Origin of the sequence: Agrobacterium sp. SORGH_AS_0745 (assembly GCF_030818995.1) — a bacterium.
GTDB lineage: Bacteria > Pseudomonadota > Alphaproteobacteria > Rhizobiales > Rhizobiaceae > Agrobacterium > Agrobacterium tumefaciens.
Genome location: NZ_JAUTBI010000001.1, coordinates 1,637,466 through 1,662,789 on the forward strand (window position 1 = coordinate 1,637,466; position 25,324 = coordinate 1,662,789).

Genomic DNA, 25,324 nt, shown 5'->3' on the forward strand with positions numbered 1-25,324 from the left:
ATGACGTCCGGTGAACAGGCAAAAACGCCTTTTCAAGCTCCCATTCTTCTCTCCAATGTGAAACCCGTCGGCTTCGAAAAGGGGGCGCCACAGGCCCAGACCGATATCCTGATCGGCGGCGATGGCAAGGTCGCGGCGGTTGGGCCTGCCCTTCAGGCGCCGACTGATGCGCAGCGCATCGACGCAAAGGGCGCATTCGTCTCGCCCGGCTGGGTGGATCTGCACGTGCATATCTGGCATGGCGGCACCGATATCTCCATCCGCCCGTCAGAATGCGGGGCCGAGCGCGGCGTGACGACGCTGGTGGATGCCGGTTCGGCGGGGGAAGCAAATTTCCACGGTTTTCGCGAATATATCATCGAACCATCGAAGGAACGCATCAAGGCCTTCCTCAATCTCGGCTCCATCGGGCTTGTCGCCTGCAACCGGGTGCCGGAACTTCGCGATATCAAGGATATCGACCTCGACCGCATCCTTGAATGTTATGCCGAGAACAGCGAGCATATCGTTGGCCTCAAGGTGCGGGCGAGCCATGTCATTACGGGTTCCTGGGGTGTTACGCCGGTCAAACTCGGCAAGAAGATCGCCAAGATCCTGAAAGTGCCGATGATGGTGCATGTGGGTGAACCGCCTGCGCTCTACGATGAGGTGCTGGAAATTCTCGGTCCCGGCGATGTCGTGACCCATTGCTTCAACGGCAAGTCCGGCTCCAGCATCATGGAAGACGAGGACCTGTTCAACCTTGCGGAGCGCTGCGCCGGGGAAGGCATCCGGCTGGATATCGGCCACGGCGGTGCATCCTTCTCCTTCAAGGTGGCGGAAGCGGCGATCGCGCGCGGCCTTTTGCCCTTCTCGATCTCCACGGATTTGCATGGCCATTCGATGAATTTCCCCGTCTGGGATCTAGCGACGACCATGTCGAAGCTGCTTTCGGTCGATATGCCCTTCGAAAATGTCGTCGATGCCGTCACCCGCAATCCGGCCTCCATCATCCGCCTCGACATGGAAAACCGCCTCGATGTTGGCCAGCGTGCGGATTTCACGGTTTTCGATCTTGTCGATTCCGATCTGGAGGCGACCGATTCCAATGGCGATGTTTCGCGTCTCAAGCGGCTGTTCGAGCCGCGCTATGCGGTGATCGGTGCGGAGGCCATTGCCGCCAGCCGTTATGTCCCAAGAGCGCGCAAGCTCGTGCGCCACAGCCATGGCTATTCCTGGCGCTGAACCGACTGGAGCGGCGGGGAGGGATGCTCTCCGTCTTCCGCAAAGAATAGGGATACCCGTCCCGGTATTATGAGGAATTCGCGTGAAACAGTCTTCGCTTGAGGCAGATGGGCGTCATTCGCCCTACGACCGGCTTGCCGCGCTCGGCATCTCGCTGCCGCCGCCACCGCCGCCGATCGCCAATTTCGTCACGCATGTGGTGGAAGGCAACATGCTCTATCTTTCGGGGCAAGGCCCGAGGGAGGAGAACGGACACCTGTACGCCGGCAAGGTCGGAGCCGAGATCGGGCTGGACGAGGCGTACCAGCATGCGCGTTTAACCGGCATCAATCTTCTTGCCGTCATGCATGAGGCGCTTGGGGATCTGTCGCGGGTGAAGAAGGTGGTCAAACTGCTGGGCATGGTCAATGCCGTCAGCGATTTCCGCGATCATCCAACCGTCATCAACGGTTGTTCGGATCTCTTCATCGATGTGTTCGGCGATGCGGGGCAGCACGCCCGCTCCGCCGTGGGGTTCGGTTCGCTGCCGGGCAACATCACCGTCGAGATAGAAGCCATCATCGCCCTTAGGGATTGAGGCCGTTCAATGGTTGCGCCAGCCCATCAGCTTCTCGATCCTTTCGGCCGAAACCCTGACCTGTTCGGTATAGTGGTTTTCGTCCGCCAGCACCTTCTGTTCCGGCAGCACGATGGAGATCGTCGCCACGCATTCTCCATTGGTGTCGCAGATCGGCGAGGCGATGCAGGCAACAGCGTAGTCGGATTCCGCAACCTGTATCGACAGCCGGTCACGGAACGCCGTGCCTGCCGATTGAGAAAGCGCTTCCGGGTGTGATTTCCGCACGGCCGGTGGGCGATGTGCGGGCGCAGCGTTTGAAAAGCTCGACGCGCTCCTCTTCCGGCAGATGGCCAACGAGCAGGCGGCCGGATGCCGTCCAGTTCAATGGAACACGGGTGCCGACGCGCGAGGCAACCTGGAAATGGCTGGGGCCATCCGCCATGGCGAGCACCAGCATATGGTCACCGTCGCGACCGCAAAGCTGCACCGTCTCACCCGCATGGCGGCACAGATCATGCATTTCGTGGGTTGCGACACCCATGAAATCCAGCGAGCGGGCATAGGCAAGGCCGTAGTGATAAAGCCGTGCGCCGAGCCATATGTTACCTTCGGCGTTGCGCGCCAGCATGTTCTTTTCGACCAGATCGTCAACGATCACATAGACGGTGGAAAGTGGCGCCTTGATCGCCTTGGCAATGGCGTAAGCGCCAGCTGGCGATCCGGTTTCGTAAAGGTAATCAATCACCTGAAGAGCGCGATCAATGCCGCTGACACGCGAGCGCTTGGACACCTTCGCGTCCGGGTTTTCCTCGGTCGCGGACAAGGCGTGTGAAGACAATTCGTCCAGTTTATGGGCGTCCAATTTCGGGCTCCTCATGAATTTTGAGAAGCTATTACATTATTATGGCATATATGTCGATGCCTATCGCATCGCAAAGACAGGAGAAAGACATGACCGAGGATATCAGAAGCAGGATCGGCCTTCGCCCGGTCATCAACGTCTCGGGCACCATGACGTCGCTCGGTGCTTCCATCGTCGTTCCAGAGGCGGTTGAGGCCATGGCGGCGATCCTGCCGCAATTCGTAGAGATCAACGATCTGCAGCGCAAGGCAAGCGCGATCATCGCGAGACTGACGGGCGGCGAGGCTGGTTTCGTCACTGCTTCCTGCTCTTCCGGCATCAGCCTTGCTGTTGCCGGCGCCATCACCGGCAACAATCTCCTGGCCATTGAAAAGCTGCCTGATATCGCACCGGAAAAGAACGAAGTGCTGGTGCAGATGGGGCATGTGGTGAGCTACGGCGCGCCGGTGGATCAGGCGATCCGGCTTGGCGGCGGCAAGGTGGTGCTGGTCGGGCAGGCCACATCGACCCATCGCTTCCACATGGAAAACGCCATCACCGAAAAGACGGCGGCGGCGGTCTATGTCATCTCGCACCATGTCGTGAGTTACGGCCTGCTGCATCTTTCCGAATTCGTAGAGATCGCCCATGCCAAGGGTGTTCCGGTTATCGTGGATGCGGCGTCCGAATATGATCTGGAGCTGTTTCTGGCCACCGGCGCAGATATTGTCCTCTATTCCGGCCACAAGTTCCTCGGTGGCCCCACCTCCGGCATCGTGGCCGGAAGTAAGGAACTGGTGCGCAACGCCTTCCTGCAAAATATGGGCATTGGCCGCGGCATGAAGGTCGGCAAGGAAAGCATCTATGGCGTTATGGCGGCACTGGAAGCCTGGGAAAAGCGCGACCATGCCGGCATCCGTGAGCGCGAGACCGGATATCTCAATCTCTGGAAGGAAACGCTGGATGGCCGCCCGGGCGTGACCGCGCTCATCGAGCCGGATCCGACCAATAACCCGCTCGACAGGCTGCGCGTCATCATCGATGCCGAAGAAGCGCATATCACTGCCTGGGACCTGACGACAGCGTTGGCCAGGGGCAATCCTCCCATCATCACCCGCGACCACGAGGTAGAGCATCGCTATTTCTATCTCGACCCATGCAATCTGCATCCCGGACAGGAAACCATCGTGGCGTCTCGTCTGGCCGAGGAACTGGACAAGGCGCGTGCCTCCAACGAGGTGATTGCAACACCTTTCGAAGACCGGAGCCGACACCGCTTCGACGGCATGCTGCGCTGGCCGGACTAGGCTTGACCGCTTGCGCCGCCAAAACCTAACGACAAGAAGGGAACGATCATGACCATGCCGCAGGCCGCACCCGTTGGTGCCGAAGATGCCGTGCTTTCCGTCCGCAATCTCACCACGTCCTTTCACGTGGATGGCGGCTGGAAACCCGTGGTCCGTGATATTTCCTTTGATGTCGGGCCGGGTGAAACGGTCGCGATCGTCGGTGAAAGCGGTTCGGGTAAAAGCGTTACCTCCCTCTCCATCATGCGGCTGCTGGATCGTGAAAGCAGCAGGGTGGAGGGTGAAATCCTGCTTGGAGGGCGCAACCTGCTGTCCCTCTCCGAAGATGCCATGCGGCAGGTGAGGGGAAACGAGGTCGCCATGATCTTTCAGGAGCCGATGACCAGCCTCAATCCGCTGTTCACCATCGGCGACCAGATTTCCGAGGCCTTGTTATGCCACCAGCCGATGTCGAAAACCGACGCGAGGGCGGAGACGGTTCGGCTGCTCGAAAAGGTCCGTATTCCTTCAGCCGCATCGCGTTTCGATGAATATCCGCATCGCTTTTCCGGCGGCATGCGCCAGCGCGTGATGATCGCCATGGCGCTTGCATCCCGGCCGAAGCTGCTGATCGCCGATGAGCCGACGACCGCACTCGACGTGACCATTCAGGGCCAGATCCTTGACCTCATCAAGACGCTTCAGGAGGAGGAAGGCACGTCGGTTCTGTTCATCACCCATGACATGGGCGTGGTGGCTGAGATCGCCGATCGTACCGTTGTCATGTATCGCGGCGAGCAGGTGGAAGTTGGCGCGACCGCTGATATCTTTCATCGCGGCAAGCATCCCTATACCCGCGCGCTTTTGTCCGCCGTTCCGGTTCTGGGTTCCATGACGGGTGAGGAAAGACCGCTCAGGTTTCCCATCGTCAACACCACCACAGGCGAAACGCAGCAGCCGGCGCGGCCGGGCGATACCGTCGATTCGAGTGCCCAGCCGGTGCTCAAGGTAGAAGGGCTGACCAAGCGCTTCGATATTCACTCCGGCCTTTTGGGACGGCTCAGCGGCCGCGTGCATGCGGTGGAGAATGTGTCCTTTGATCTCAGAGCCGGCGAGACATTGTCGTTGGTCGGCGAAAGCGGTTGCGGCAAATCGACCACCGGGCGCGCCATCATGCGGCTGATCGAGCCGGATGCCGGCTCAGTGATGGTCAATGGCGAGAATATTCTCGCCCTCGACAAATCAGGCATGCGCGAGATGCGCAAAACGGTGCAGATGATCTTTCAGGACCCCTATGCCTCGCTCAACCCGCGCATGACGGTGGGTGCGGCGATTGCCGAACCGTTTCTGGAGCACCGCATGGGAAACGCCCGCGAGGCGAAGGATGTTGTGGCCGATATGCTGGCGAAGGTCGGCCTTTCGCCCGATATGGCGGCGCGCTACCCTCATGAATTTTCCGGCGGCCAGCGTCAGCGTATCTGTATCGCCCGCGCGCTTGCGCTCCAGCCGAAGGTGATTGTCGCCGATGAGAGCGTTTCGGCGCTTGATGTTTCGATCAAGGCGCAGGTCATCAACCTGATGCTGGATCTGCAGCAAAGCCTCGATCTCGCCTTCCTGTTCATCAGCCATGACATGGCGGTGGTGGAGCGAGTCAGCCACCGGGTAGCGGTAATGTATCTCGGCGAAATCGTTGAAATCGGCCCACGTGCGGCGGTGTTTGACAATCCGCAGCATGATTACACCCGCAAGCTGATGGCCGCCGTGCCGGTGCCGGACCCGGACCGTAGAAACACCCGGCGAAATGCCGCGAATGACGAGCTGAAAAGCCCGATCCGCGCGATCGATTACGTGGTGAAACCGCGTGAGTACCGTGAGGTCTCGCCCGGTCACCTTGTCGCCTGCTAAAGCGGGTTAAAGACCCGGTACATCGGATGTCGCGAAAGGCACGCGGTAACCGCGCCGGAAGGTTTCGCGCTGTCCGAGCTGGCGATACCATTGCTGTACCGCCGGAAAATCGTCGAGGTCAATTTTATGGCGCGCGAAACGCGAGACCCAAGGCCAGATGGCGATATCGGCTATGGAAAAATCACCGGCGATGAATTCCCGGCCCGTCAGGCGCTGGTTCAGTGTGCGGTAGAGGCGCTCCGTATCCGAGGCGAAACGCGCCTCGGCAAAGGGTGCCTGTCCGGTATTGTAGGTCAGGAAATAATGGGCATAACCGAGTGTCGGGCCAAAATTGGCGGCTTGCCACATCAGCCATTCGGTGACTGCCAGCCGCGCAGCAGGGGAGGCAGGCAGAAGACGCCCGGCCTTTTCGGCGAGATAGATCAGGATCGCGTTCGATTCCGCTAGAACTGTGCCGTTATCGCGGTCGATGATTGCCGGTATTTTCGAGCCGGGATTGACGTGGGTATAGTCGGTTGAGAATTGTTCGCCTTTTTCAATGTCGATGGCGTGGCTGATATAGGGCAGGCCGAGTTCCTCCAGCGCAATCGAGATTTTCAGGCCGTTCGGGGTGATCCAGGTGTAGAGGTCGATCATGCTAATCGAACATCGCCTCATCTAGTGGCAAAGCTCGCCTGCCTTTCTTGCCGGTCACATCAGAAAGATCAGTATAAAGACCGCGCAATGTCGCAACGAGCTGGATGATGCGCGGGTCGGTGACGCGATAAATCACCTGTTTGCCTTCCCGCGAGCCCTCTATCACACCGGCATCGCGCAATTCGGCAAGCTGCTGTGAAAGTGTCGGTTGCTGAATGCCGAGTTCATATTCCAGTGCGGAAACGGAAGCCTCCGTTTTCATGAGATAACAGACGATGGCCAGGCGATTGGCGTTGGCGACAAGCTTTAAAAGCTCGCTCGCCTCCACCACGCTGCGGCAGATGAGATTGGAAACCGGTTTCGTCACGACTACAGGTCCATTTTTCAAACTATAAAAAAGTAAATTGTATTGCGATAAATTTCAATGGTTTGATTAGGCCGAGTTTGACCGCGTCAGGAAATTTTTTAAAATCTACAGGATTTGTAGATTTCTCTTTCGCTTTCCCGCAGAGGATCGCCAAAACGTTCCTCGAAAACATTCTATAAAAAAGTAGATTGATTGAGAAATGAGGTGTCGACATGAAAATCGGGGTTCATCCCAACAATCTGCATTTGCGGCTCGCCCGGCTCTGGCCCGGCGCGTTTGATGAATTCGATCCGGAATTCGTGCCCTACCGCGAGGGGCGCGATACCGCGGCGCTTTTGGAAAAAGGCGAAATTCATTTCGGCGGCACGGGCTCGACGCCGCCAATCGAGGCGGATGCGAGGGGGCTTTCCGCAGCTTATATCGCCGCCTCGGCACCACGCCCCGCAAACGGCGCGATCCTCGTGCGGCGCGACAGCCCCATCCGCTCTGCGGCCGACCTTTCGGGAAAACGCATATCGCTGATTGACGGGTCTTTTCATACCTATCTTCTTGCGCGTAGCCTGGAAGGGGTGGGGCTTGGTCTTGCGGATGTAATACGCATCGAGAGCGGTGACAGCGATAGCCTGCGCGATCTCGTGGAAGGCCGCGTCGATGCCTGGGTGACGATGTCGCCACGGCTCGAAAAAGCTCTGACCCATGACGGGATCAGTCTTCTGGTCCGTTGCGGCTCCACCATTCCCAACCGTTCGCTGTTCTGGACGCTCGCGCGTCACACTGTGGCGCTGGAACAACGCGATGCGATTGCCGCCGAACTGGACCGCGTTGGCCGCGCCGTCATGGCGGATATAGACAGAGCCGCGGCCCTTCTTGCCGCCGAGCCGGGCAGCGAAGGCGATGCGCAGTCCTGGGCAAAGGTGCTGCGCTCACGCGATCTTTCGGTGGTGCCCGCCGCCGAAAATATCCTTGCCGAACAGCAGGAGGAGGCCGATACGCTTTACAGGCACGGCCATTTCTCTCTACCGGTTCTGACCGGGCAGAGACCGGCCCCACAATCAGCCAGCGCGGGAGGCGACAGATGAACGTTTTCTGGTACATGTGCGCGCCCGATGGCGCCTATCCCTGGCAACCGGAAGGATCCCGCAAGGTTGATCTCGGTTATTACAAGCAGCTTGCACTTGCTTATGATCAGCTTGGTTACACAGGCGCCCTGTTTGCCACCGGCGCGCATGATGTCTGGGTTCTGGCTGGCGCGCTGCTTTCCTATACCGAGCGGCTGAAGTTTCTGGTCGCGATTCATCCGGGTCTTGTCGCGCCAACGCTGCTCGCCAAGATGGCGGCGACGCTTCAGGAATTTTCGCGCGGACGCCTGCTGATCAACGTCGTCTCGGGCGATGCCAAGATGCTCGGTGCATATGGCATGACCATGCCGCATGACGAACGCTACGATATGGCGGATGAATATCTGCAGATCTGGCATCGTCTTTTTGCCGGTGAGACGGTCGATTTCAAGGGCCGCCATTTCCAGACCGAAGGCGCAAAGTTGGCACTGCCGGTGGGGCAAGGCATAGAGCCACCACCGCTATGGTTCGGCGGCTCTTCGGACAAGGCGATCGAGGTTGCCGCCAAACATGTCGAGACCTATCTTTCCTGGGGTGAAACGCCCGATCAGATCGGCGCGAAGGTCGATCTCGTCAAGGCGCGGGCGGAGAAACTCGGCCGTGAGCTTGAATACGGCATTCGTCTGTATGTGATTGTCCGCGATACGGATGAAGAGGCATGGGCCGCCGCCGCCGATCTTTACGGGCGCATGGACGAGCGTGCCATTGCAGCCAACCAGCGTTTCGTCGGCAAGACCGATTCCGTCGGCCAGCAGCGCATGACGGCGATGCATGGTGGACAGAAGCCTGAGAACCTGCGTGATCTCGAAATTGCCCCCAATCTCTGGGCCGGCATCGGTCTTGTCCGGCCGGGACCGGGCACCGCAATTGTCGGCTCGCCCGATACGGTGATCCGCACGCTGGAGGCCTATAAAAAGGCGGGCGTGAATACCTTTATTCTGTCCGGCATGCCATTGCTGGAAGAGGCCTTCCGTTTTGGGGAAAAGGTTCTTCCGCGTCTTGATGTATCGCGGGAGGTCTCGTCAGCCAAACAATTCACCTGGTCGACTTTGTTCGACCGCGACCTCTCCGCAAAGGCATCGTAAACATGGCCTTCCGGGAGTGGAGAAAAAAGACATGACGGCTGGTCCGGCAACAACGATTGCACAATGGCGCATCGGCCCTCAGCGTGCGGCGGAGCGGGCGCTTGCCGTTCTGGACAAGGCGCTTGGCGCGGTCGCCGCCGCAATCCTTGCAACTCTTCTCGTGGTGGTGCTGGTCAATGTCACCCTGCGTTATCTGTTTCACACCGGCTTCATCGGTGCGGAAGATCTCGGCATCTGGCTGCATGTGGCGATGATCGCGGTCGGCGCGCCGCTCAGTCTCAAAAGCGCGCTTGCCATGCGGCTCGATGTTTTCGTGCGGTTTTTGCCTGAGCGGTTTCATGCCGCAACCGAAGTTCTGGCGGATGCCTTCTCCTTCATCGCAGCACTGATCCTCGCCTTCGGTGGCGTTGAAATCGCGGCGATGCTGGGCGGTACGTCTCCGACGCTCGGTCTGCCGGAATGGGTGCGTTTTGGCTTTCTGGGTGCAGGTGGCGCGCTGATCCTTCTTTACCTGGCGCTTCAGCGTGTCAGTGAGGGCAAGACATTTGCCGTTCTAGCGTCTCTCACCATTGCAATTGCGGCCTATGTCGGCCTGCCGGAAGTCTTCGTTGATACGAGCCTGCCGCCCAGCCTGTTTCTGGCGCTGACGGCGGCGGTGGGGCTTGTGCTGGCAGCACCGCTCGCCCATGCCTTTCTCGCCGCAGCCTATGTGGCGATCGCCTTCGGCAGTACCTTGCCGGAGCCGGCCATCGTTTCCTCAACGGTAACAGGCATGTCGAAATTCCTGCTGCTCGCCATCCCCTTCTTCCTGCTGGCCGGAAGCCTGCTGACGGAATCGGGCGTTGCCAACCAGCTGGTTCGGTTCGCCGCCTCCATGGTTGGACACCGCCGGGCAGGGCTGGCGCAGACGACGCTGTTGACCAGCGTGCTGTTTTCCGGCGCATCCGGTTCCTCTGTCGCCAACGCCGCCTTCGGCGCTTCAACCTTCCAGCCGGAACTGGTCAAACACGGCTATCCGCCGGCGCAGGCGGGCGCGATCATCGCTGCAACGTCGGTGCTCGACAATGTCATCCCGCCCTCCATTGCCTTTCTCATCCTCGCAACGGCTACCAACCTGTCGGTGGGCTCGTTGCTGGTCGGCGGCTTTTTCGCCGGCGGGCTGATGGCGATCTGCCTTGCGGTGGCTATCCATTGGAGCGTGCGCAGCGTCGATACGCTGCCGCGCGCCACGGGCACGGAGCGCTGGCGCTCGGCTATCGCCGCCATACCCGCCTTCGGTCTCGGCGTCATCGTGGTGGTCGGCATCCGCATCGGTGTCGTCACCACCACGGAGGCGGCCGCACTTGCCGCACTCTACACGCTGCTTCTCGGCTTTGGGTACCGGCTGGGCGCGGGGCGTATCTTCGCAACTTTCCGGCAATCAGCCGGTGAGGCGGCGGCCATCGGTCTCCTTATCGGCACGGCAGGCCCCTTCGCCTTTCTTCTGGCGGTCGATAACGTCTCCGGCCTCGTCACGGATTTCGTGACATTGCTTGGCGGCAGCAAGATCGCGGTGCTTCTGCTTTCCAACCTCATCCTGCTCGTAGTGGGGCTGGTGCTGGATATCGGCGCGGCCATCCTGCTGTTTGGACCGATCCTGTTGCCCGCGGCCGTCGCGGCCGGCATCGATCCCATCCATTTCGGCGTCATTCTCGTGGTCAACCTGATGATCCATGGCCTCACACCACCGCTCGGCATGCTGATCTTCGTCGTCAGCGGTGTCACCCGCATTCCGGCGACAGCGCTATTCCAGGCCGTCGTTCCCTATCTCCTATCCCTTCTCGTTTCCCTCGCCATTCTTTGCGCCTGGGCCATTGTCTTCTAAATCCGGGGTTTTATTCATGACTATTATCGATCGTCGCAATCTCCTGAAACTCTCCGCTGCGGGTGCGGCAGCACTTGCCACGCCCGCCTTCGTCCGCAACGCAAATGCCAGGACCCGTAACATTACGGTCGCCTCCCTGTTCGCGGACGACAAGCCGGAGACGAAAATCTGGGTGAAGATCAGCGAGCTGGTGGAGGCAAAGCTGCCTGGCCGTTTCCGCTTCAACATCGTCAAGAGCGGTGCGCTGGGCGGCGAAAAGGAAGTGGCGGAAAATATCCGTCTCGGATCGGTTCAGGCGAGCCTTTCCACGGTCTCTTCGCTCTCCGGCTGGGTGCCGGAACTGCAAATCCTCGATCTGCCCTTCCTGTTCCGCGATGCAGACCATGTGCGCAAGGTGGTGACGGGCGAGACCGGCAGCGAGCTGAAGACCAAGCTTGGCGCGCAGCAATTCGTGGCCGTAGACTTCATCAATTACGGTGCGCGCCATCTCCTGACCAAGGAGCCGGTAACCCGGCCAGAGCAGCTCAACGGCAAGAAGATCCGCGTCATCCAGAGCCCGCTGCACACCAAGCTGTGGAGCGCCTTCGGCACCACGCCGGTCGGCATTCCCATCACCGAGACCTATAATGCACTGTCAACCGGCGTAGCCGACGCTATGGATCTGACAAAGTCCGCCTATGCCGGGTTCAAGCTTTACGAGGTTGTACCCTACATGACCGAGACCGGCCATATCTGGGCATCGGGCGTGGTTTATTATGGTGCGGCTTTCTGGAACCAGCTCGATGACGAAGAGAAGAAGGCCCTGACCGAAGCATCAAGCGAAGGCGCGCTCTATTTCAACCAGCTGATCGTCGAGGACGAGGCGAAGTCTGTGGAGCTTGCGATTTCGAAGGGCGGCAAGGTGTTGCAGCCGGAAGCCTTGGATGAGTGGCGCAAGGGTGCGCAGGGCGTCTGGCAGGATTTTGCCGGCACTGTCGGCGGCATCGAGAAAATACAGGCGATCCAGTCGGCCTGATACCGATGCACTATTGTGAATGGGGAGGGCGCAGGAGCGCCCTCCCCATTTTTTTTGATCAGCGGATATCCTGCGGCAGAACGTCCGAAGGAATATTCTGGTAGGAAACAGGGCGCGTGAAGCGGCGGATCGACATGGTACCGACCGAGGTCGCGCCGAAGTTCGTGGAAGCCGGGTAGGGGCCGCCGTGAACCATGGCTTCGGAGACTTCAACGCCGGTCGGGAAGCCGTTGGCGAGAACGCGGCCGGCCTTGCGCTCGAGGATCGGCAGCAGCTTGCGGCCGAGTTCGGCGTCACCTGCGTCAAGATGCATGGTCGCTGTCAGCTGACCTTCGAAGCTCTTTGCCACTTCGATCATTTCTTCAGCGCTGTCGACCGTCACGATCAGGCCGAGCGGTCCGAAGACTTCTTCGGCGAGCGCGTGGTTGGCAACCCAGTCCTTGCCCGAAACGCGGAACAGGTAAGGCGTTGCGTTACGCAGATCGCAGGTGGTGGTCAAAACGTCGCGCACGCCGTTGCCAGCTGCGATGCGGTCGCGACCGTCACGATAGGCAGCGGCGATACCGTCGGTCAGCATGACCTGCGGGCCGACTTCGGAAAGGGCCGCCCGTGCGGTTTCCGACACAGCATCCGCCTGCGAGGCAAGCACCACGGCAATGCCGGGATTGGTGCAGAACTGGCCAGCACCCATGGTGAGCGAACCTGCCCAGCCCTTGGCGATGGCTTCACCGCGCGCGGAAACGGCTTCCGGCAGCAGGAACATCGGGTTGACGGAACCGAGTTCGCCGAAGAACGGGATCGGTTCCGGACGCTGGGCGCAGAGATCGAACAGTGCGCGGCCACCGGCGAGCGAGCCGGTGAAGCCGACTGCCTTGATGCGCGGATGCTGGACGAGCGCGGAACCGACATCGCGGCGGCCGCCCTGGATCAGCGAGAAGACGCCGGGATGCAGATTGTGCTTCTTGACGGCGGCGAGAACGGCCTCGGCAACGATTTCACCGGTGCCGGGATGGGCGGAATGGCCCTTGACCACAACCGGGCAGCCGGCTGCGAGAGCGGCGGCGGTATCACCACCGGCGGTCGAGAAGGCGAGCGGGAAGTTGGACGCACCGAAGACCGCAACGGGGCCGATCGGACGCTGCATCAGACGGATATCCGGGCGCGGCAGCGGCTGGCGATCCGGAAGCGCTTCGTCGTGGCGGCGGTCGAGATAGTCGCCCTTGCGGATATGCGATGCGAAAAGGCGAAGCTGTCCCGTGGTGCGGCCGCGTTCACCCTGCAGGCGTCCTGCGGGCAAGCCGGTCTCGGACGTGCCGATTTCAGTGATGGCGTCGGCGCGGGCCTCGATCTCATCGGCGATGGTGTCGAGGAATGCGGCGCGCTCTTCGCGGGTCGTGTAGCCGTAGCTCCAGAAAGCCTCTTCGGCTGCTTCTGCGGCCGCATTCACCAGATCGACGGTGCCGACCGAAAAATCAAAAGCTTCGCCATGTGCAGGCTCGCTGCGGAATTTCGCTTCCGTGGCGACCCATTCTCCTGCAACCAGATGTTTGCCGTGCGGCTTGAAACTCATTGTGCTCTTCCCTGAAAATCTGATCCTGTGTGGAAAATCCACCCGATACCGTAAAACCGGACCGAAGGGCGACAGCCTGAAAGGCCATCAGCCGCGATCCTTGTCCGGTTGCTCTCTGCCTTAGCCCGAGTAAGGCTTCAGCGAAAGCCGGTTTGTGCAGTATCTGTCCAAAAAGTGTGATTTATTGGGCGGTGGAAGAAAAAGACGATCTTCCGTTTATGCGCGCAGCGCTCTATTGTGACGCCATGATGACAAATAGACTTCCGAAATACATCGCCTGGTCGGTTCTGCTGCTGATCGTGATCGTTACAGTTTGCCCGATCGGGCTTCGGCCGCATACGCTGACGACCGTCGGCATCGACCGCGCCGCCGCCTTTGCCTTCTGTTCGGCTGCCTTCGTGCTGGCCTATCCGCGTTACTGGCTTGCCATCATTGTCGCGGGTGTCGTGGCGGCTTTCGGCATCGAGGCGCTGCAATTTCTGTCGCCCACACGGCATCCGCATATGACAGATGCAGTTGTGAAAGCCGTTGGCGCCATTGCCGGTGGGCTTGCCGCCTTTTCGTATCTTCAATTCAGGACGCGATTGACCGCAAGCTAAGAGGCTGCCGGCGGCCAATCGTGACGGCTTAATTAGCCTGCTTCGCCAATCCGAAACGGCCATGCGACAGCGTGCGCTCGATGCCGCGAAGCTCTGCCAGCCCCTTCAATCGGCCGATGGCGGGATAACCCGGCTGCGCCCCGCGCGTCAGGTCATCAAGGATTTCCTGGCCATGGTCGGGCCGCATCGGAATGGTGTGGTCTGCACGGCCCTCCGCGCGACGGCGGGATTCTTCCGACAGAAGTGCTGCGATAACGGCGACCATATCCGTTCCACCTTCCAGATGCTCGTCCTCGAAGAAGGAGCAGGGCACGGTGTCCGTGTCGCGCGTGACGTTGCGCAGATGCACGAAATGGATGCGGTCTGCAAAACGGCTGGCGATGAAGGGCAGGTCGTTATCCGCCCGCGCGCCGAGCGAGCCGGTGCAGAGCGTAACGCCATTGGCCCGGCTGTCGACTTGCGAGAGCATATGGGCGTAGTCGGACTCCGTTGAAAGAATACGCGGCAGGCCGAGCAGCGGCCATGGGGGATCGTCGCCGTGGGCGCAGATGTTGATGCCGACCTCTTCCGCGACCGGCGTCACTTCTGACAGAAAATCGATCAGGTTCTGCTGCAGTTTTTCGCGGTTTATGCCGTGATATGAGCGCAGCTTTTCGAGAAGCTGGCTGAGCGTGTAACCATCCGCCGAACCCGGCAGGCCCGCGCCGATATTACGTCCGAGTGCGGCGATCTTCGTATCCGGCATGTCGGCGAAACGTTTTGCCGCTTCCTCGATCAGCCACTCCGGATAATCGGCCTTTGCGTCGGGGCGTTTGAGAATGTGAATGTCGAAGGCGGCGAAATCGGAAAGGTCAAAACGCATGGCTTTTGCGCCGTGCTTCGTTTCCCAGCGCAGATCGGTGCGGGTCCAGTCCAGCACCGGCATGAAATTGTAGCAGACGGTGCGAATGCCCGTGGCGGAGAGGCGGCGCAGCGTCTCCTGCCAGTTGGCGATATGGTTTTTCCAGTCGCCCGTCTGGGTTTTGATCTCCTCGGAGACCGGCACGCTTTCCACCACGTCCCAATACAGCCCACCGGCCTTGATCGCCTCATGCCGTTTGGCGATCTCGTCCACCGGCCAGCCATCGCCGGTGGCGATGTGGTGCAGCGCGCTTACGATGCCTTCCGCCCCTGCCTGAGCCGCATCCTGAACCGTGACCTTGTCCACCGGGCCGAACCAGCGCCATGTATGTCTCATTTTTTATCCTCAAATATCATTCTGCGGAAAATGTCAGCTGCACCTTGCAGGCGGCGGAGCGGTCTCCAGCCTGCTCGAATGCGGATTTCGCCTCTTCAAGCGGGAAGCTGTGGGAAATGATCGGCCGCACATCGATCCCGCGCGTGGAGATCAGGCGGGCGGCAATGGCGAATTCGTCGTGGAAACGCTGCGAGCCGCGCCAGAGGATTTCCTTGCCCACCAGCGCATTGAGCGGAATGGTTATGTCACCGGTGACGCCCACCTGCACGACAGTGCCGCGCGGACGTACACAGGCGAAGGCGGCGCGAAGCGCAGGTGCCGCGGCGGAGCAATCGAAAACGACGTCGAAATACCCCTTATTGTCCTGATAGGGTAAAAGTGCTTCTGCGTTTTTCGCGACATTGATGGTGCGGTCCGCCCCCATGGCGGGCGCGCGCTCCAGCGCCGCATCGGTCAGGTCGGTGGCGAGAATGATGCCGGCACCGGCATGGCGGGCGGCGGCAATCGTCAAGAGGCCGATCGGCCCGGCGCCCGTTACCAGCACCTTGGCGCCGGTCAGATCGCCCGCTTGTGCGACGGCATGCAGGCAGACCGCAAGCGGTTCGGTGCAGGCGGCTTCGGCGGGCGAAGTGGTGTCTGAAAATGTCGCGCATTGTTTTGCGGGAACCACGAGCCGATCGCGGAACATGCCCTGTTCGTGCGGCAGGCGCATGGCGCTGCCCATGAAGCGCATATCGAGGCAATGGATCGGTTGGCCCTTCAGGCAGAAATGGCAATGGCCGCAAGGCTGCGAGGGATTGACGGCGACGAGCTGGCCGAGTGCGAGCCCGCTGACGCCTTCGCCCAGCGCCTGCACCCGCCCCGATGCCTCATGGCCGCAGATGATCGGCTCGCGCACCCGCACAGGCCCGAAGCCGCCGTCCTGATAATAATGTAGATCGGAACCACAAATGCCGCCCGCCGCCATGGTCAGCAGCACTTCACCGGGGCCGGGGGCCTGCATGTCCTGCGTTTCGACGCGGATATCTTCACGGCCGTATAGACGTGCCACGCGTGTCTGCATGACGATGCCTCTCATCTTATGTGGATTGGATGAATGAAACCCGCGCGGCGAGCCGCGCGGGCAGGGGATGTCCTGGTCAGCGGATCAGACCCATTTCCGTCGGAAGCCATAGCGTGATCGCCGGAATGAAGGTTATCAGCAACAACGCCACGAACAGCGGCACCAGCCACGGCAGAATGGCGACGGTCGTGCGCTCGACGGAGAGTTTCGCCACGCGTGAGAGCACGAACAACACCATGCCGAGCGGCGGATGCAGCAGCCCTATCATCAGGTTGAGGGTGATGATGAGGCCGAAATGCACCGGATCGATATTGAACTGCAGCACCAGCGGCAGCAGGATCGGCACGAGGATGGTGATTGCCGCGATCGTGTCTAGGAAGCAGCCGACGAACAGCATCAGCAGGTTGACCAGTAGGAGGAAAATCCACTTGCTGTCGGTGATCGTCAGGATCGCCGCCGATAGCAGCTGTGCTGCCTGGCTCACCGTCAGAAGCCATGCGAAGATTGATGCCGCCGCAACGATGAAGAGAACCGATGCCGTGGTCTCTATCGTGTCGAAGGTCGATTTTGCCAGCGACTTGAACGTCATCGTCCGGTAACGGACAAGCCCGAGGAACAGAGACCACAACACGGCCGCGACAGCCGCCTCCGTCGGCGTGAACCAGCCCATCGTCATGCCGCCGATCAGGATCACCGGCGTCATCAGGGCCATCACGGCAGAGAAGTCGAAATACCAGTCGCAGGCAAGCAAGACCACCAGCACGATCAGGATCGACAGGTTGAGCGACAGGCCAAACAGCGTCAGGAGATAGATGCCGAGCGGTACCATCATGACGACGAGCACTTCAAGCGAAGCGCCGAAGATGGTTCTGAGGTTGAACGGCGTATCGGAACCCCAACCCTTGACGTAGGCGAAAACGGCAACGGTGATCATCATCAAAAGCGTCATGACGACGCCCGGAACGATGCCGGCCATGAACAGTGCGCCGATCGAGACGTTTGCCATCATGCCGTAGATGACGAAGGGCAACGATGGCGGAAAGATCGGCCCGAGCGTTGCGGAAGCGGCGGTGACGCCGACGGCCGCTTCGACCGGATAACCATGATCCTTCATTGCCTTGATTTCGATGGTGCCGATGCCGGCGGCGTCGGCGAGGGCCGTGCCGGACATGCCGGAAAAGATTACCGAGCCGATGATGTTGACCTGTGCCAGACCACCTTTCATCCAGCCGACCAACGCCACGGCAAAGGAATAGATGCGTCCCGTCACCCCCGCCGTGTTCATGAGATTGCCGGCAAGGATGAAGAAGGGAACGGCGAGAAGCGGGAAGCTTTCCACGCCCGCAATCAGACGCTGCGCCGCGATGATATCTGGCGCGACATTATACGAGACGATGTAGAGAAGCGATGCCGTGGCCATTGAAATGGCGACCGGCAGGCCGATCAGCATCAACAGAAGAAACGAGCCGATAAGAATAAGCATATGTTCAATCCCCCGCGCTCTGGAATTCTTCCGGCCGTTCCAGAACGGAATAGCCACGCTGCATATTGGCGATGAAGACCTGCACCGAACGGAAGAACATCAGGACGAAAGCGGCCAGAACCGTATAGAAAACGATGTTGCGCGGCAGGGCGACGGTGACCATTTCCTCGTCCGCGACGATTTCCAGATACCGCCACATCAGCCACGAGGTGTAGGCGAAGAACACGATGCGCAGCACGTCGACAAGGATCGACATGACGCGGGCAACCTGCGGCGGAACGTAGTGATAAAGCACATCCACCTGGATGTGGCGTGACATGCGCACGCACATGACCGAACCTAGAAACACCACGCCAATCAGGCAGTTGACGGCGATTTCTTCCGTCCAGGCATAGCTGTCGTTAAGCACGTAACGGGTAAAGAATTGAAGGAACACGCAACCTGTCATCAGCCAGAAAAGGCCAAGCGTAACCCAGTCCTCGAAGGCGTAGACCTTCAGGTCGACTTCGGGCGGCGCCTCGTCAAACGTGTGGGCGAGTTCTTCAGGCGTGACCTGAGTATGAATTTCCTGCGACATTGAGATATCCCGTCTGGAGAGAAAGGGCGGTGCGGCAACGGAGGCCGCACCGGATCTTGGCTCACTTGACGGCGCGAATGGCTTCCCAGTCGGCCTTGTCGTAACCGAAGTCCTCGAACTTCACCTTCTCCATGACGTTCTTCTCAAAGTCCGCCTTGTCCACCTCTGCGACGTTCAGGCCGCGCTTTTTGAACTCTTCCACGAGGCTTTTTTCGCGTCCTTCGATTGTCTTCGTGGTCCGCACGGCGGCTTCCTGCATGACGTCCGTGAAGATTTTCTTGTCTTCATCGGAAAGCTTGGACCACAGGTTCTTCGAGATCACCGTGTTGAGGTGGTCGACGATGTGGCCGGTCAGCACGATGTTCTTCTGCACTTCGAAGAACTTCTTTGCCTCAATGGTGGTCAGCGGGTTTTCCTGTGCATCGACCGTGCCGTTCTGAAGCGCCAGATAGACTTCTGCGAATGCGATCGGCGTCGTGTTGGCGCCGCAGGCGCGTGGCATGGCGAGATAGGCCGGAACGTCGGGAACACGCATCTTCAGCCCCGCCATGTCGGCGCAGTTGGCAATCGGCTTGTTCGACGTGGTGTGGCGCGTGCCGTAATAGCTGACGGCGGCGATGTGGTTGCCGGTCTTGTCCTCGTAACCCTTGGCAAGACGCTTGAAGATATCACTCTTGGTATAGGCGATCAGATGGCTCGGGTCGCGGAAGATATATGGAAAATAGGTGACGCCGATCGGCTTGAAGTCACGTGCGGCAAAACTGGAGCCGGAGATGATGATATCCACCGTGCCGATCTTCAGGCCCTGGTTGATATCCGCTTCCTTGCCGAGCTGCGAGGCGGGGAATACATCCACCTTGTAGCGGCCGTCGGTGCGCTTGGCGATTTCTTCCGCAGCCCAGACCGAATCCGTGTGAAACGGTTCGGAGGTCTCGTAGACATGCGCCCATTTCAGCGTTGTTTGCGCCTGTGCCGCCAAAGCCGAAAGCAAAATGGCAGCGGTTGCGCCCATCAAAGTCGACAATCTGATTTTCATTCTTAACTCCTCCCGAATTAAAGCCAGATTTCTGTTTTTCCCGTCGCCGGTTTCGGCGCGGTCACTCTTCTCCGATCGTTTCCTCCCCGAAACTCTCGGAAAATCTCTTTTGCGACAGCGTCAGATGCTGGCGCATCGCCTCGCGTGCGCCTTCCGGATCGTTCGCCGCGATCGCGTCGCGGATCACCCGGTGTTCCTGAACGGCAAGAATCCATGTGTGAGGACCCTCGAAATAGCTGGCGAGCTTTTCGAAATAGGGCGAAAGGCTGCGCTCGTCATAGATCAGGCCGGTAAAGCGGTTCAGCGCCGAGTTGCCGATGATGTCGGCAATGGCGGTGTGGAAGGCGCGGTCCAGGTTGAGGGCCTGCGGCGAATTGTCGAGCGCCCCGGCCATGCGTTCGATGATGTCGTCCAGCCTGGCGATGCATTCAGACGTGGCAAGCCGCGCGGCCTCCTCGGCAATAGCGCTTTCAATGATGCAGCGCGCCTGCAGGATTTCGAATGGGCCGTGCGCGTCCGGCACGGGTGACTTTGCCTTGTTAGCCGTTCGCGACGTGTTCACATACACGCCCGAACCCATGCGGATATGGATATGGCCTTCCACTTCCAGAACGATCAGTGCTTCCCGCACCGTCGGGCGGGACACGCCAAAACGTTCCGCCAGATCGCGCTCCGCCGGCAGGCGCTGACCGTCCGTCAGTTCCCCGCTCTCGATAAGCAAGCGAATTTGTTCCGCGACCAGCCTGTAGAGGCGGCGCGGCTCCAGAGCCACAAACATGATGTCCTCCCAGCGCGAAAGTCTCCCCCCTTCGCGCAAGCGGTAAGATGGTCTTACCAATTTTATTAGGTAGGATTTATGCGGTGCTGTCAATTGGCCGCTAGAGGAAAACTACACGGCGAAAGACTGGGGACCGGTGCAGCAGGCTCGGCGCAATGGATTGGATTTTACGAAACGTGATTGATCCTCGGGGCAGACCCGAGGATGACACCGCATGTTTGGGTTGGCTTTTCAGCCCTTGTTACTTGTGAGCTTCAAGCCGCCGCCGTCGCCGATAGTGACGTCCAGCTCACCGTACCCACCGATCGAAAGTGGTGCGGCGTTTCGATGGGATGCGAATGAGTGGCGTTAATGACTACGACCGTTGCGCCCATGCTTTCCCCCGCCAGAATGCCGGCGGGCGCATCTTCGAAGACGACGCAGTCTTCAGGTGCGACGCCGAGCTTCGCAGCAGCCTTTCTGTAACCCTCCGGGTCAGGCTTGCCGTTCACAACGTCCTCGGCGCAGATCATCACTGGAGGCGGTGTGAGGCCTGCCGCAGCCAACCGGAGTTCGGCAAGGGCGCGGGCGGCGGAGGTGACGATGGCCCATTTTCCGGCCGGCAGTTTCCCAAGAAATGCGGCTGCCTGCGGAATCTGGAGGATGCCGTCAACATCGTCCATTTCCTTTTGCAAAAGCATATCCGCCTGTTCCTGGATATCGAGGCCGGGAACTGCCTCGCGACGCACAACCTCGGATGCGCGCATGCCATGGATGCGCTGCAGGAAAGCCTCCGGCTCTATGCCGTTGTCTACGGCCCATTCGCGCCAGACCCGCTCCACCACCGCAATGGAATTCAGCAGCGTTCCATCCATGTCGAACAGGAAGGCGCCATATTCGCGCGAGGAGATCTGGGCGGTCGCCGGGACTTTGCTGTGCATCGCATTCTTCCGTTGGATGTGTCGGGTTGGCCTCGTGTCTATAGCATCGGCAGGCATAACGGAATCGTTTTTCCGCTCATCAAGCAAATGGCGACCCATCCGCCAGTGGCAGACATCGTGCCGGAATCGGGCAGTTTGCACGGACTGCGACTCGGGGCATGGTCAGGCAGGGGAGGCGGCGTCCGCATACGGTCATGCGGGCGTCAGGTTGCAGCAAGGATCAACTGCTATTGTGAGTTTTCGAAAGAAGTCAAAGTTCGCAAAATCAAAAGCTAAACGGAGCTTATGAATGTTGTGCATGAGATTTTTCGCAGCGGAATTCTCTTAACGAAACCGTCGTTTAAGGGGCGTTGTTAACCATTTGTTAACCATATTCGAGGTACCTAATTGTCAACGATTTGTTTACCAAGATGACCAAAGTGCTAACAGACCAGCGTTCGATCCGTATCAAAGGCCGCTCCTTCCTCGCGGTCGTTCTGTCCCCTGAAGCTCCGCTCGATCAATGGCTGGAACGGCTGGATGATCTTGCTGCACGTTCAGCCGGGTTCTTCCTGTCGCGTCCGGTGGTTCTGGATGCGTCTGAGCTGTCGCTGGACAAGGCAGGGCTGAAGGCTCTGCTGGCAGCGCTGACGGAACGTAATGTCGGCATCATGGGGATCGAAGGTGTTCGCCCCTCGATGATCGAGCCGGGCATGCCGCCGTCGCTGAAGGGCGGAAAGCCCGCTTCAGATGTCGAGGTCGAGCCCGTCGCCATTGCCGCCGAATTGCCCGAAGAAAAGCCGCGCGCTTCGGGCGAGGTTCGGGCCGTGGTCCAGTCGCTGGTCATCAACGAGCCGGTGCGCTCCGGCCAGTCGATCATGTTCCCCGAAGGCGATGTGACCGTCATCGGTTCGGTCGCCTCGGGTGCGGAAATCATCGCGGGCGGGTCGGTGCATATTTACGGGGCGTTGCGCGGTCGCGCCATGGCCGGTTCGCTTGGCAATGTTTCGGCGCGCATCTTCTGCCGCAAGCTGGAAGCGGAGCTACTGGCAATCGACGGCGTCTACAAGGTTGCCGAGGACATTGACGACAAGCTGCGCGGCCAGCCCGTTCAGCTGTGGCTGGAAAACGATACGATAAAGGCCGAAAAACTTGGCTGACGACATAGAGAAAACAACACAGGAACAGGAGAGCCGTATGGGGAAGGTAGTCGTTGTTACTTCCGGCAAGGGCGGGGTTGGCAAGACCACCTCGACCGCAGCGCTTGGCGCCGCATTGGCGCAGAACAAGCAGAAGGTCGTGGTTGTCGATTTTGACGTCGGACTGCGTAACCTCGATCTCGTCATGGGTGCTGAACGCCGGGTGGTCTACGATCTCGTCAACGTCATCCAGGGCGATGCCAAGCTGACGCAGGCGCTGATCCGCGACAAGCGCCTCGAGACGCTGTTCCTGCTGCCCGCCTCGCAGACACGCGACAAGGACAATCTGACGCCGGAAGGCGTGGAATGGGTAATCGCCGAGTTGAAGAAACATTTCGACTGGGTCATCTGCGACAGCCCGGCCGGTATCGAACGCGGAGCGACGTTGGCCATGCGCCATGCGGATGTGGCCGTCGTGGTCACCAATCCGGAAGTCTCCTCGGTGCGTGACAGTGACCGCATCATCGGCCTGCTCGATTCCAAGACGCTGAAGGCCGAACGCGGCGAGCGCATGGAAAAGCACCTGCTTCTGACGCGCTACGATTCGGCCCGTGCCGAGCGCGGCGACATGCTGAAGGTCGACGACGTTCTGGAAATCCTCTCCATTCCGCTGCTCGGTATCATTCCCGAAAGCACGGATGTGCTGCGTGCTTCCAACGTCGGTGCACCGGTTACGCTCGCGGATGCCCGTTGTGCACCTGCCATGGCTTACTTCGACGCTGCCCGCCGCCTGTCAGGCGAGGACATTCCGGTGGTCATTCCGGGCGAAAAGCGGGGTATCTTCTCCAAGATCTTTGCTAGGAGGGCTGCATGAGCATTTTCGGCCTATTCCGTAAACAAAAGTCGGCACCGCTTGCGCGCGAGCGACTGCAGGTGCTGCTTGCCCACGAAAGGGCGTCGTCGGGAACCGATCTCGTCGCCGTCCTCCGGGAAGAAATTCTCGCCGTCATCGCCAAGCATGTGCAGATCGATAACGATCGGGTGCATGTGAAGATGGATCGTGACGAGCACGTCTCCATACTGGAGATCGATGTCGAGATACCGTTGAGCGCCGACCTGCGCGCCGCGTGATGTTTTCTCCGAATACCGCCGCCCCTTGCAGGGCGGCGTTTTTCTTTACTCGGCCGTCGTATCGACCGGCATTCTAAATGCCTCGGCCAGATCGTCGGGAAGCGGGCGCTTGAGGTTAATGCCGTTCGGCGGGATCGGCGCGTTGAACCACTTGTCGTAGATCGCGTTGATTTCGCCGCTTGCATAAATTTTCCCAAGGGCTTCGTTGACGGCGTTCTTGAAGGCGGTGTCGCCCCGTCGGAGCATCAGGCCATAGGGTTGTGGTGGGGCGAGATATTCGTTCGAGATGGAATAGTCTTCTGGCTTGCCCGTTTCAGCGACGAAGGACCTCAGAAGAATATCGTCCATGACGAAGGCCGAGGCTCGATCTTCCGTCACCATGTCGAAACTGCCTTCCGTACTGTCATTTTGCAGGACGGCGATGTTCAGTCCCAGTTTGCGGTTAAGCACATTCAGCTGACTGATATTGATCGTTCCCGTCGTCACCACCACGGTTCGTCCGGCAAGATCGCTGACGCTTGTCATGTTGCTTGATTTCAGCGCGACATAACGCGTGCCGGTGATGAAGTGGCTGTAGGAAAACCACACTGCCTTGCGTCTTTCCTCCGTATTCGTGCTCGCCACGCATTCCATGTCGATTGTGCCGTCATTGAGAAGCGTGATGCGGTTGCTGGGGGTGCGCTTGACGAAATCGATTTTCAATTCCGGCAGGCCCAACTTCTTCTTGATGGAATCCGCCACCTTCAGGCACAGTTCGATGCTGTAACCGATCGGCTCCGGACCAATTCCCATATAGGAAAAGGGAAGATTTCTGTCGGCAAAGCCGAGCCGGATGGTGCCGGTTCTGGCAATGGTTTCGAGTGTAGGCGGTTGGGTCTCGTCGGCGGCTGCAATGGTGGGTAAAAGACTAAAAACCCCAAGCATGAGCCACAATGTCGATCTCTGCATCGCGCATCTCCAGCCAAAATTATCTGTCAAAACATTTTCATAAAATAGAGGTGGGGTTTTTACTCCCTCAGTCCCGGTATTCGCTCGGATGGTCATAGGCTTGTTTTAACGAGGCGGTCATCGGCAGGTTCAGGTTCATGCCATTGGGCGGAATGGGTTTGGTGAACCATTTTTCGTAAAGGCCGTGAATGGTGGGACCGGTGAAGATCTGCCGCAGGCTTTCGTTGACCGCCGCCTTGAAGGCCGGGTCGTTGCGCCGAAACACCAGGCCGTACGGTTCGGGTGCGCTCAGCGTTTCGTCCGAGAGCGCGTAGAGGTCGGGATTCTCCGATGTTGCCGCCAGCGCCGCCAGCAATATGCCATCCATGACGAAAGCAGAGGCCTTGCCGGCAACGACGAGTTCGAAGGCTTCCTCATTGGTTTTTGTGGGCATCACCGAGATATTTAGGTTCTTTTCGCGGTTCACCGCATTCAGCTGCTCGATGTTGACCGTGCCGGAGGCGGATGTGACGGAGCGTCCGGCCAGATCGGCAAGGCTCTTCAGATTGTCCTGTTTACGGGAGAGAAATTGCGTAGCGGTCATGAAATTCGGATAGGAGAAATCTACCATTTTCCGGCGTTCGCTGTTGTTGGTCGTCGCCGCGCATTCAATATCGATCTTGCCGCTACGGACGAGAATGAACCGGGTTGCGGGCGTGGCCTTTACATATTCAATGTCGAGTTTGTCCAGCTTCAGTTGCGTGCGGATGTCCTCGCTGATCGCGCGGCAAAGATCAGTCGAGAAGCCGGTCACTTCTCCATCCGGCAGCTGATAGGAAAACGGCGGTTCGGCCTCACGATAACCGATGCGGATTTTCGCGGTCTTGGCAATCTGCCGAAGCGTATCGCCTTCGCCGGCGGCCTGCACCGGAGTTGTGGGGATAAAGCATGTGAGGAAAAGGCAAAATACTGAAATGCGCATTTT

Annotated in this window: 23 protein-coding genes and 2 pseudogenes; 12 read left to right on the forward strand and 13 right to left on the reverse strand. The window is 59.5% G+C overall.

Going from position 1 to position 25,324, the window contains the following annotated elements; translation table 11 throughout:
* Positions 1-1,224: an amidohydrolase/deacetylase family metallohydrolase gene (locus QE432_RS07445; RefSeq protein ID WP_065659510.1), complete on the forward strand. Its 1,224-nt coding sequence runs from the start codon at positions 1-3 to the stop codon at positions 1,222-1,224.
* Positions 1,225-1,306: 82 nt separating this feature from the next.
* Complete coding sequence (locus QE432_RS07450) at positions 1,307-1,801, forward strand: RidA family protein (RefSeq protein WP_013761533.1); 495 nt, start codon at positions 1,307-1,309, stop codon at positions 1,799-1,801.
* Between the two features lie 6 nt (positions 1,802-1,807).
* Here QE432_RS07450 and QE432_RS07455 read toward each other — a convergent pair.
* Positions 1,808-2,645, reverse strand: a pseudogene (locus tag QE432_RS07455) (IclR family transcriptional regulator).
* Positions 2,646-2,734: 89 nt separating this feature from the next.
* Between QE432_RS07455 and QE432_RS07460 the strand changes: the two are divergent.
* Together QE432_RS07460 and QE432_RS07465 are read left to right on the forward strand one after the other, a co-directional pair.
* Entirely contained in the window at positions 2,735-3,931 is a 1,197-nt protein-coding gene (locus QE432_RS07460; RefSeq protein ID WP_013761531.1) for an aminotransferase class V-fold PLP-dependent enzyme, read from the forward strand.
* A 48-nt stretch (positions 3,932-3,979) separates the two neighbouring features.
* Positions 3,980-5,815: an ABC transporter ATP-binding protein gene (locus tag QE432_RS07465; protein ID WP_013761530.1), complete on the forward strand. Its 1,836-nt coding sequence runs from the start codon at positions 3,980-3,982 to the stop codon at positions 5,813-5,815.
* A gap of 6 nt (positions 5,816-5,821) precedes the next feature.
* Here QE432_RS07465 and QE432_RS07470 read toward each other — a convergent pair whose 3' ends face one another.
* Together QE432_RS07470 and QE432_RS07475 are read right to left on the reverse strand one after the other, a co-directional pair.
* A complete protein-coding gene (locus QE432_RS07470) occupies positions 5,822-6,451 on the reverse strand; it encodes a glutathione S-transferase family protein (RefSeq protein ID WP_065687738.1) in 630 nt (209 codons plus the stop codon).
* Between the two features lies 1 nt (position 6,452).
* Positions 6,453-6,818 carry an ArsR/SmtB family transcription factor gene (locus QE432_RS07475; RefSeq protein ID WP_065687737.1) on the reverse strand — a complete coding sequence of 122 codons (366 nt, stop codon included), beginning with the start codon at positions 6,816-6,818 and terminating at the stop codon, positions 6,453-6,455.
* A gap of 212 nt (positions 6,819-7,030) precedes the next feature.
* Between QE432_RS07475 and QE432_RS07480 the strand changes: the two genes are divergently transcribed.
* From QE432_RS07480 to QE432_RS07495, 4 genes are read left to right on the forward strand one after another with little or no spacing between them, the layout of a single operon-like run.
* On the forward strand, positions 7,031-7,897 hold the full coding sequence (locus QE432_RS07480; RefSeq protein WP_065661640.1) for an ABC transporter substrate-binding protein: 867 nt from the start codon (positions 7,031-7,033) through the stop codon (positions 7,895-7,897).
* Complete coding sequence (locus tag QE432_RS07485; RefSeq protein WP_025595728.1) at positions 7,894-9,021, forward strand: LLM class flavin-dependent oxidoreductase; 1,128 nt, start codon at positions 7,894-7,896, stop codon at positions 9,019-9,021. The genes QE432_RS07480 and QE432_RS07485 overlap by 4 nt, the downstream gene beginning before the upstream one ends.
* Before the next feature lie 31 nt (positions 9,022-9,052).
* Positions 9,053-10,885, forward strand: coding sequence for a TRAP transporter large permease (locus tag QE432_RS07490; protein WP_025595730.1), 1,833 nt, complete (start codon positions 9,053-9,055; stop codon positions 10,883-10,885).
* A 16-nt stretch (positions 10,886-10,901) separates the two neighbouring features.
* Positions 10,902-11,900: a TRAP transporter substrate-binding protein gene (locus QE432_RS07495; RefSeq protein ID WP_003510767.1), complete on the forward strand. Its 999-nt coding sequence runs from the start codon at positions 10,902-10,904 to the stop codon at positions 11,898-11,900.
* A 58-nt stretch (positions 11,901-11,958) separates the two neighbouring features.
* On the opposite strand, the gene QE432_RS07500 is transcribed toward QE432_RS07495, so the two are convergent.
* Positions 11,959-13,470 (reverse strand): aldehyde dehydrogenase (NADP(+)), encoded by a 1,512-nt coding sequence (locus QE432_RS07500; protein WP_065687736.1) that lies wholly within the window; start codon positions 13,468-13,470, stop codon positions 11,959-11,961.
* Between the two features lie 245 nt (positions 13,471-13,715).
* Here QE432_RS07500 and QE432_RS07505 point away from each other — a divergent pair, with 245 nt between their 5' ends.
* Entirely contained in the window at positions 13,716-14,069 is a 354-nt protein-coding gene (locus QE432_RS07505) for an antibiotic resistance protein VanZ (RefSeq protein WP_034501960.1), read from the forward strand.
* A gap of 28 nt (positions 14,070-14,097) precedes the next feature.
* Here the strand turns inward: QE432_RS07505 and uxuA are convergent, their stop codons facing one another.
* The 7 genes and pseudogenes from uxuA to QE432_RS07540 form a co-directional block, all read right to left on the reverse strand.
* On the reverse strand, positions 14,098-15,306 hold the full coding sequence (uxuA, locus tag QE432_RS07510; RefSeq protein ID WP_065687735.1) for a mannonate dehydratase: 1,209 nt from the start codon (positions 15,304-15,306) through the stop codon (positions 14,098-14,100).
* A 16-nt stretch (positions 15,307-15,322) separates the two neighbouring features.
* Positions 15,323-16,369, reverse strand: a complete 1,047-nt coding sequence (locus QE432_RS07515; protein ID WP_065687734.1) for an L-idonate 5-dehydrogenase — start codon at positions 16,367-16,369, stop codon at positions 15,323-15,325.
* A 76-nt stretch (positions 16,370-16,445) separates the two neighbouring features.
* Positions 16,446-17,852, reverse strand: a complete 1,407-nt coding sequence (locus QE432_RS07520) for a TRAP transporter large permease (RefSeq protein ID WP_003510762.1) — start codon at positions 17,850-17,852, stop codon at positions 16,446-16,448.
* Between the two features lie 4 nt (positions 17,853-17,856).
* Positions 17,857-18,429, reverse strand: a complete 573-nt coding sequence (locus QE432_RS07525) for a TRAP transporter small permease (RefSeq protein ID WP_013761519.1) — start codon at positions 18,427-18,429, stop codon at positions 17,857-17,859.
* Between the two features lie 61 nt (positions 18,430-18,490).
* Complete coding sequence (locus QE432_RS07530) at positions 18,491-19,465, reverse strand: sialic acid TRAP transporter substrate-binding protein SiaP (protein WP_013761518.1); 975 nt, start codon at positions 19,463-19,465, stop codon at positions 18,491-18,493.
* 61 nt (positions 19,466-19,526) lie between these two features.
* The gene (locus QE432_RS07535; protein WP_013761517.1) at positions 19,527-20,243 is read right to left on the reverse strand and encodes a FadR/GntR family transcriptional regulator; all 717 of its coding nucleotides are present in this window, start codon (positions 20,241-20,243) and stop codon (positions 19,527-19,529) included.
* Between the two features lie 231 nt (positions 20,244-20,474).
* A pseudogene (locus QE432_RS07540) lies at positions 20,475-21,163 on the reverse strand (HAD family hydrolase).
* A 410-nt stretch (positions 21,164-21,573) separates the two neighbouring features.
* Here QE432_RS07540 and minC point away from each other — a divergent pair.
* Genes minC through minE form a run of 3 tightly spaced genes read left to right on the forward strand, consistent with a single transcriptional unit; the run spans position 21,574 to position 23,412 of the window.
* Entirely contained in the window at positions 21,574-22,302 is a 729-nt protein-coding gene (gene minC / locus QE432_RS07545; RefSeq protein WP_003510754.1) for a septum site-determining protein MinC, read from the forward strand.
* Between the two features lie 37 nt (positions 22,303-22,339).
* Positions 22,340-23,155, forward strand: a complete 816-nt coding sequence (gene minD / locus QE432_RS07550) for a septum site-determining protein MinD (protein WP_003510752.1) — start codon at positions 22,340-22,342, stop codon at positions 23,153-23,155.
* Positions 23,152-23,412 (forward strand): cell division topological specificity factor MinE, encoded by a 261-nt coding sequence (gene minE / locus QE432_RS07555; RefSeq protein ID WP_003510750.1) that lies wholly within the window; start codon positions 23,152-23,154, stop codon positions 23,410-23,412. The genes minD and minE overlap by 4 nt, the downstream gene beginning before the upstream one ends.
* A gap of 45 nt (positions 23,413-23,457) precedes the next feature.
* Here the strand turns inward: minE and QE432_RS07560 are convergent, their stop codons facing one another.
* On the reverse strand, positions 23,458-24,360 hold the full coding sequence (locus QE432_RS07560) for an amino acid ABC transporter substrate-binding protein (RefSeq protein WP_003510747.1): 903 nt from the start codon (positions 24,358-24,360) through the stop codon (positions 23,458-23,460).
* Positions 24,361-24,427: 67 nt separating this feature from the next.
* Positions 24,428-25,321: an amino acid ABC transporter substrate-binding protein gene (locus QE432_RS07565; RefSeq protein WP_060642281.1), complete on the reverse strand. Its 894-nt coding sequence runs from the start codon at positions 25,319-25,321 to the stop codon at positions 24,428-24,430.
* Positions 25,322-25,324 lie beyond the last annotated feature (3 nt).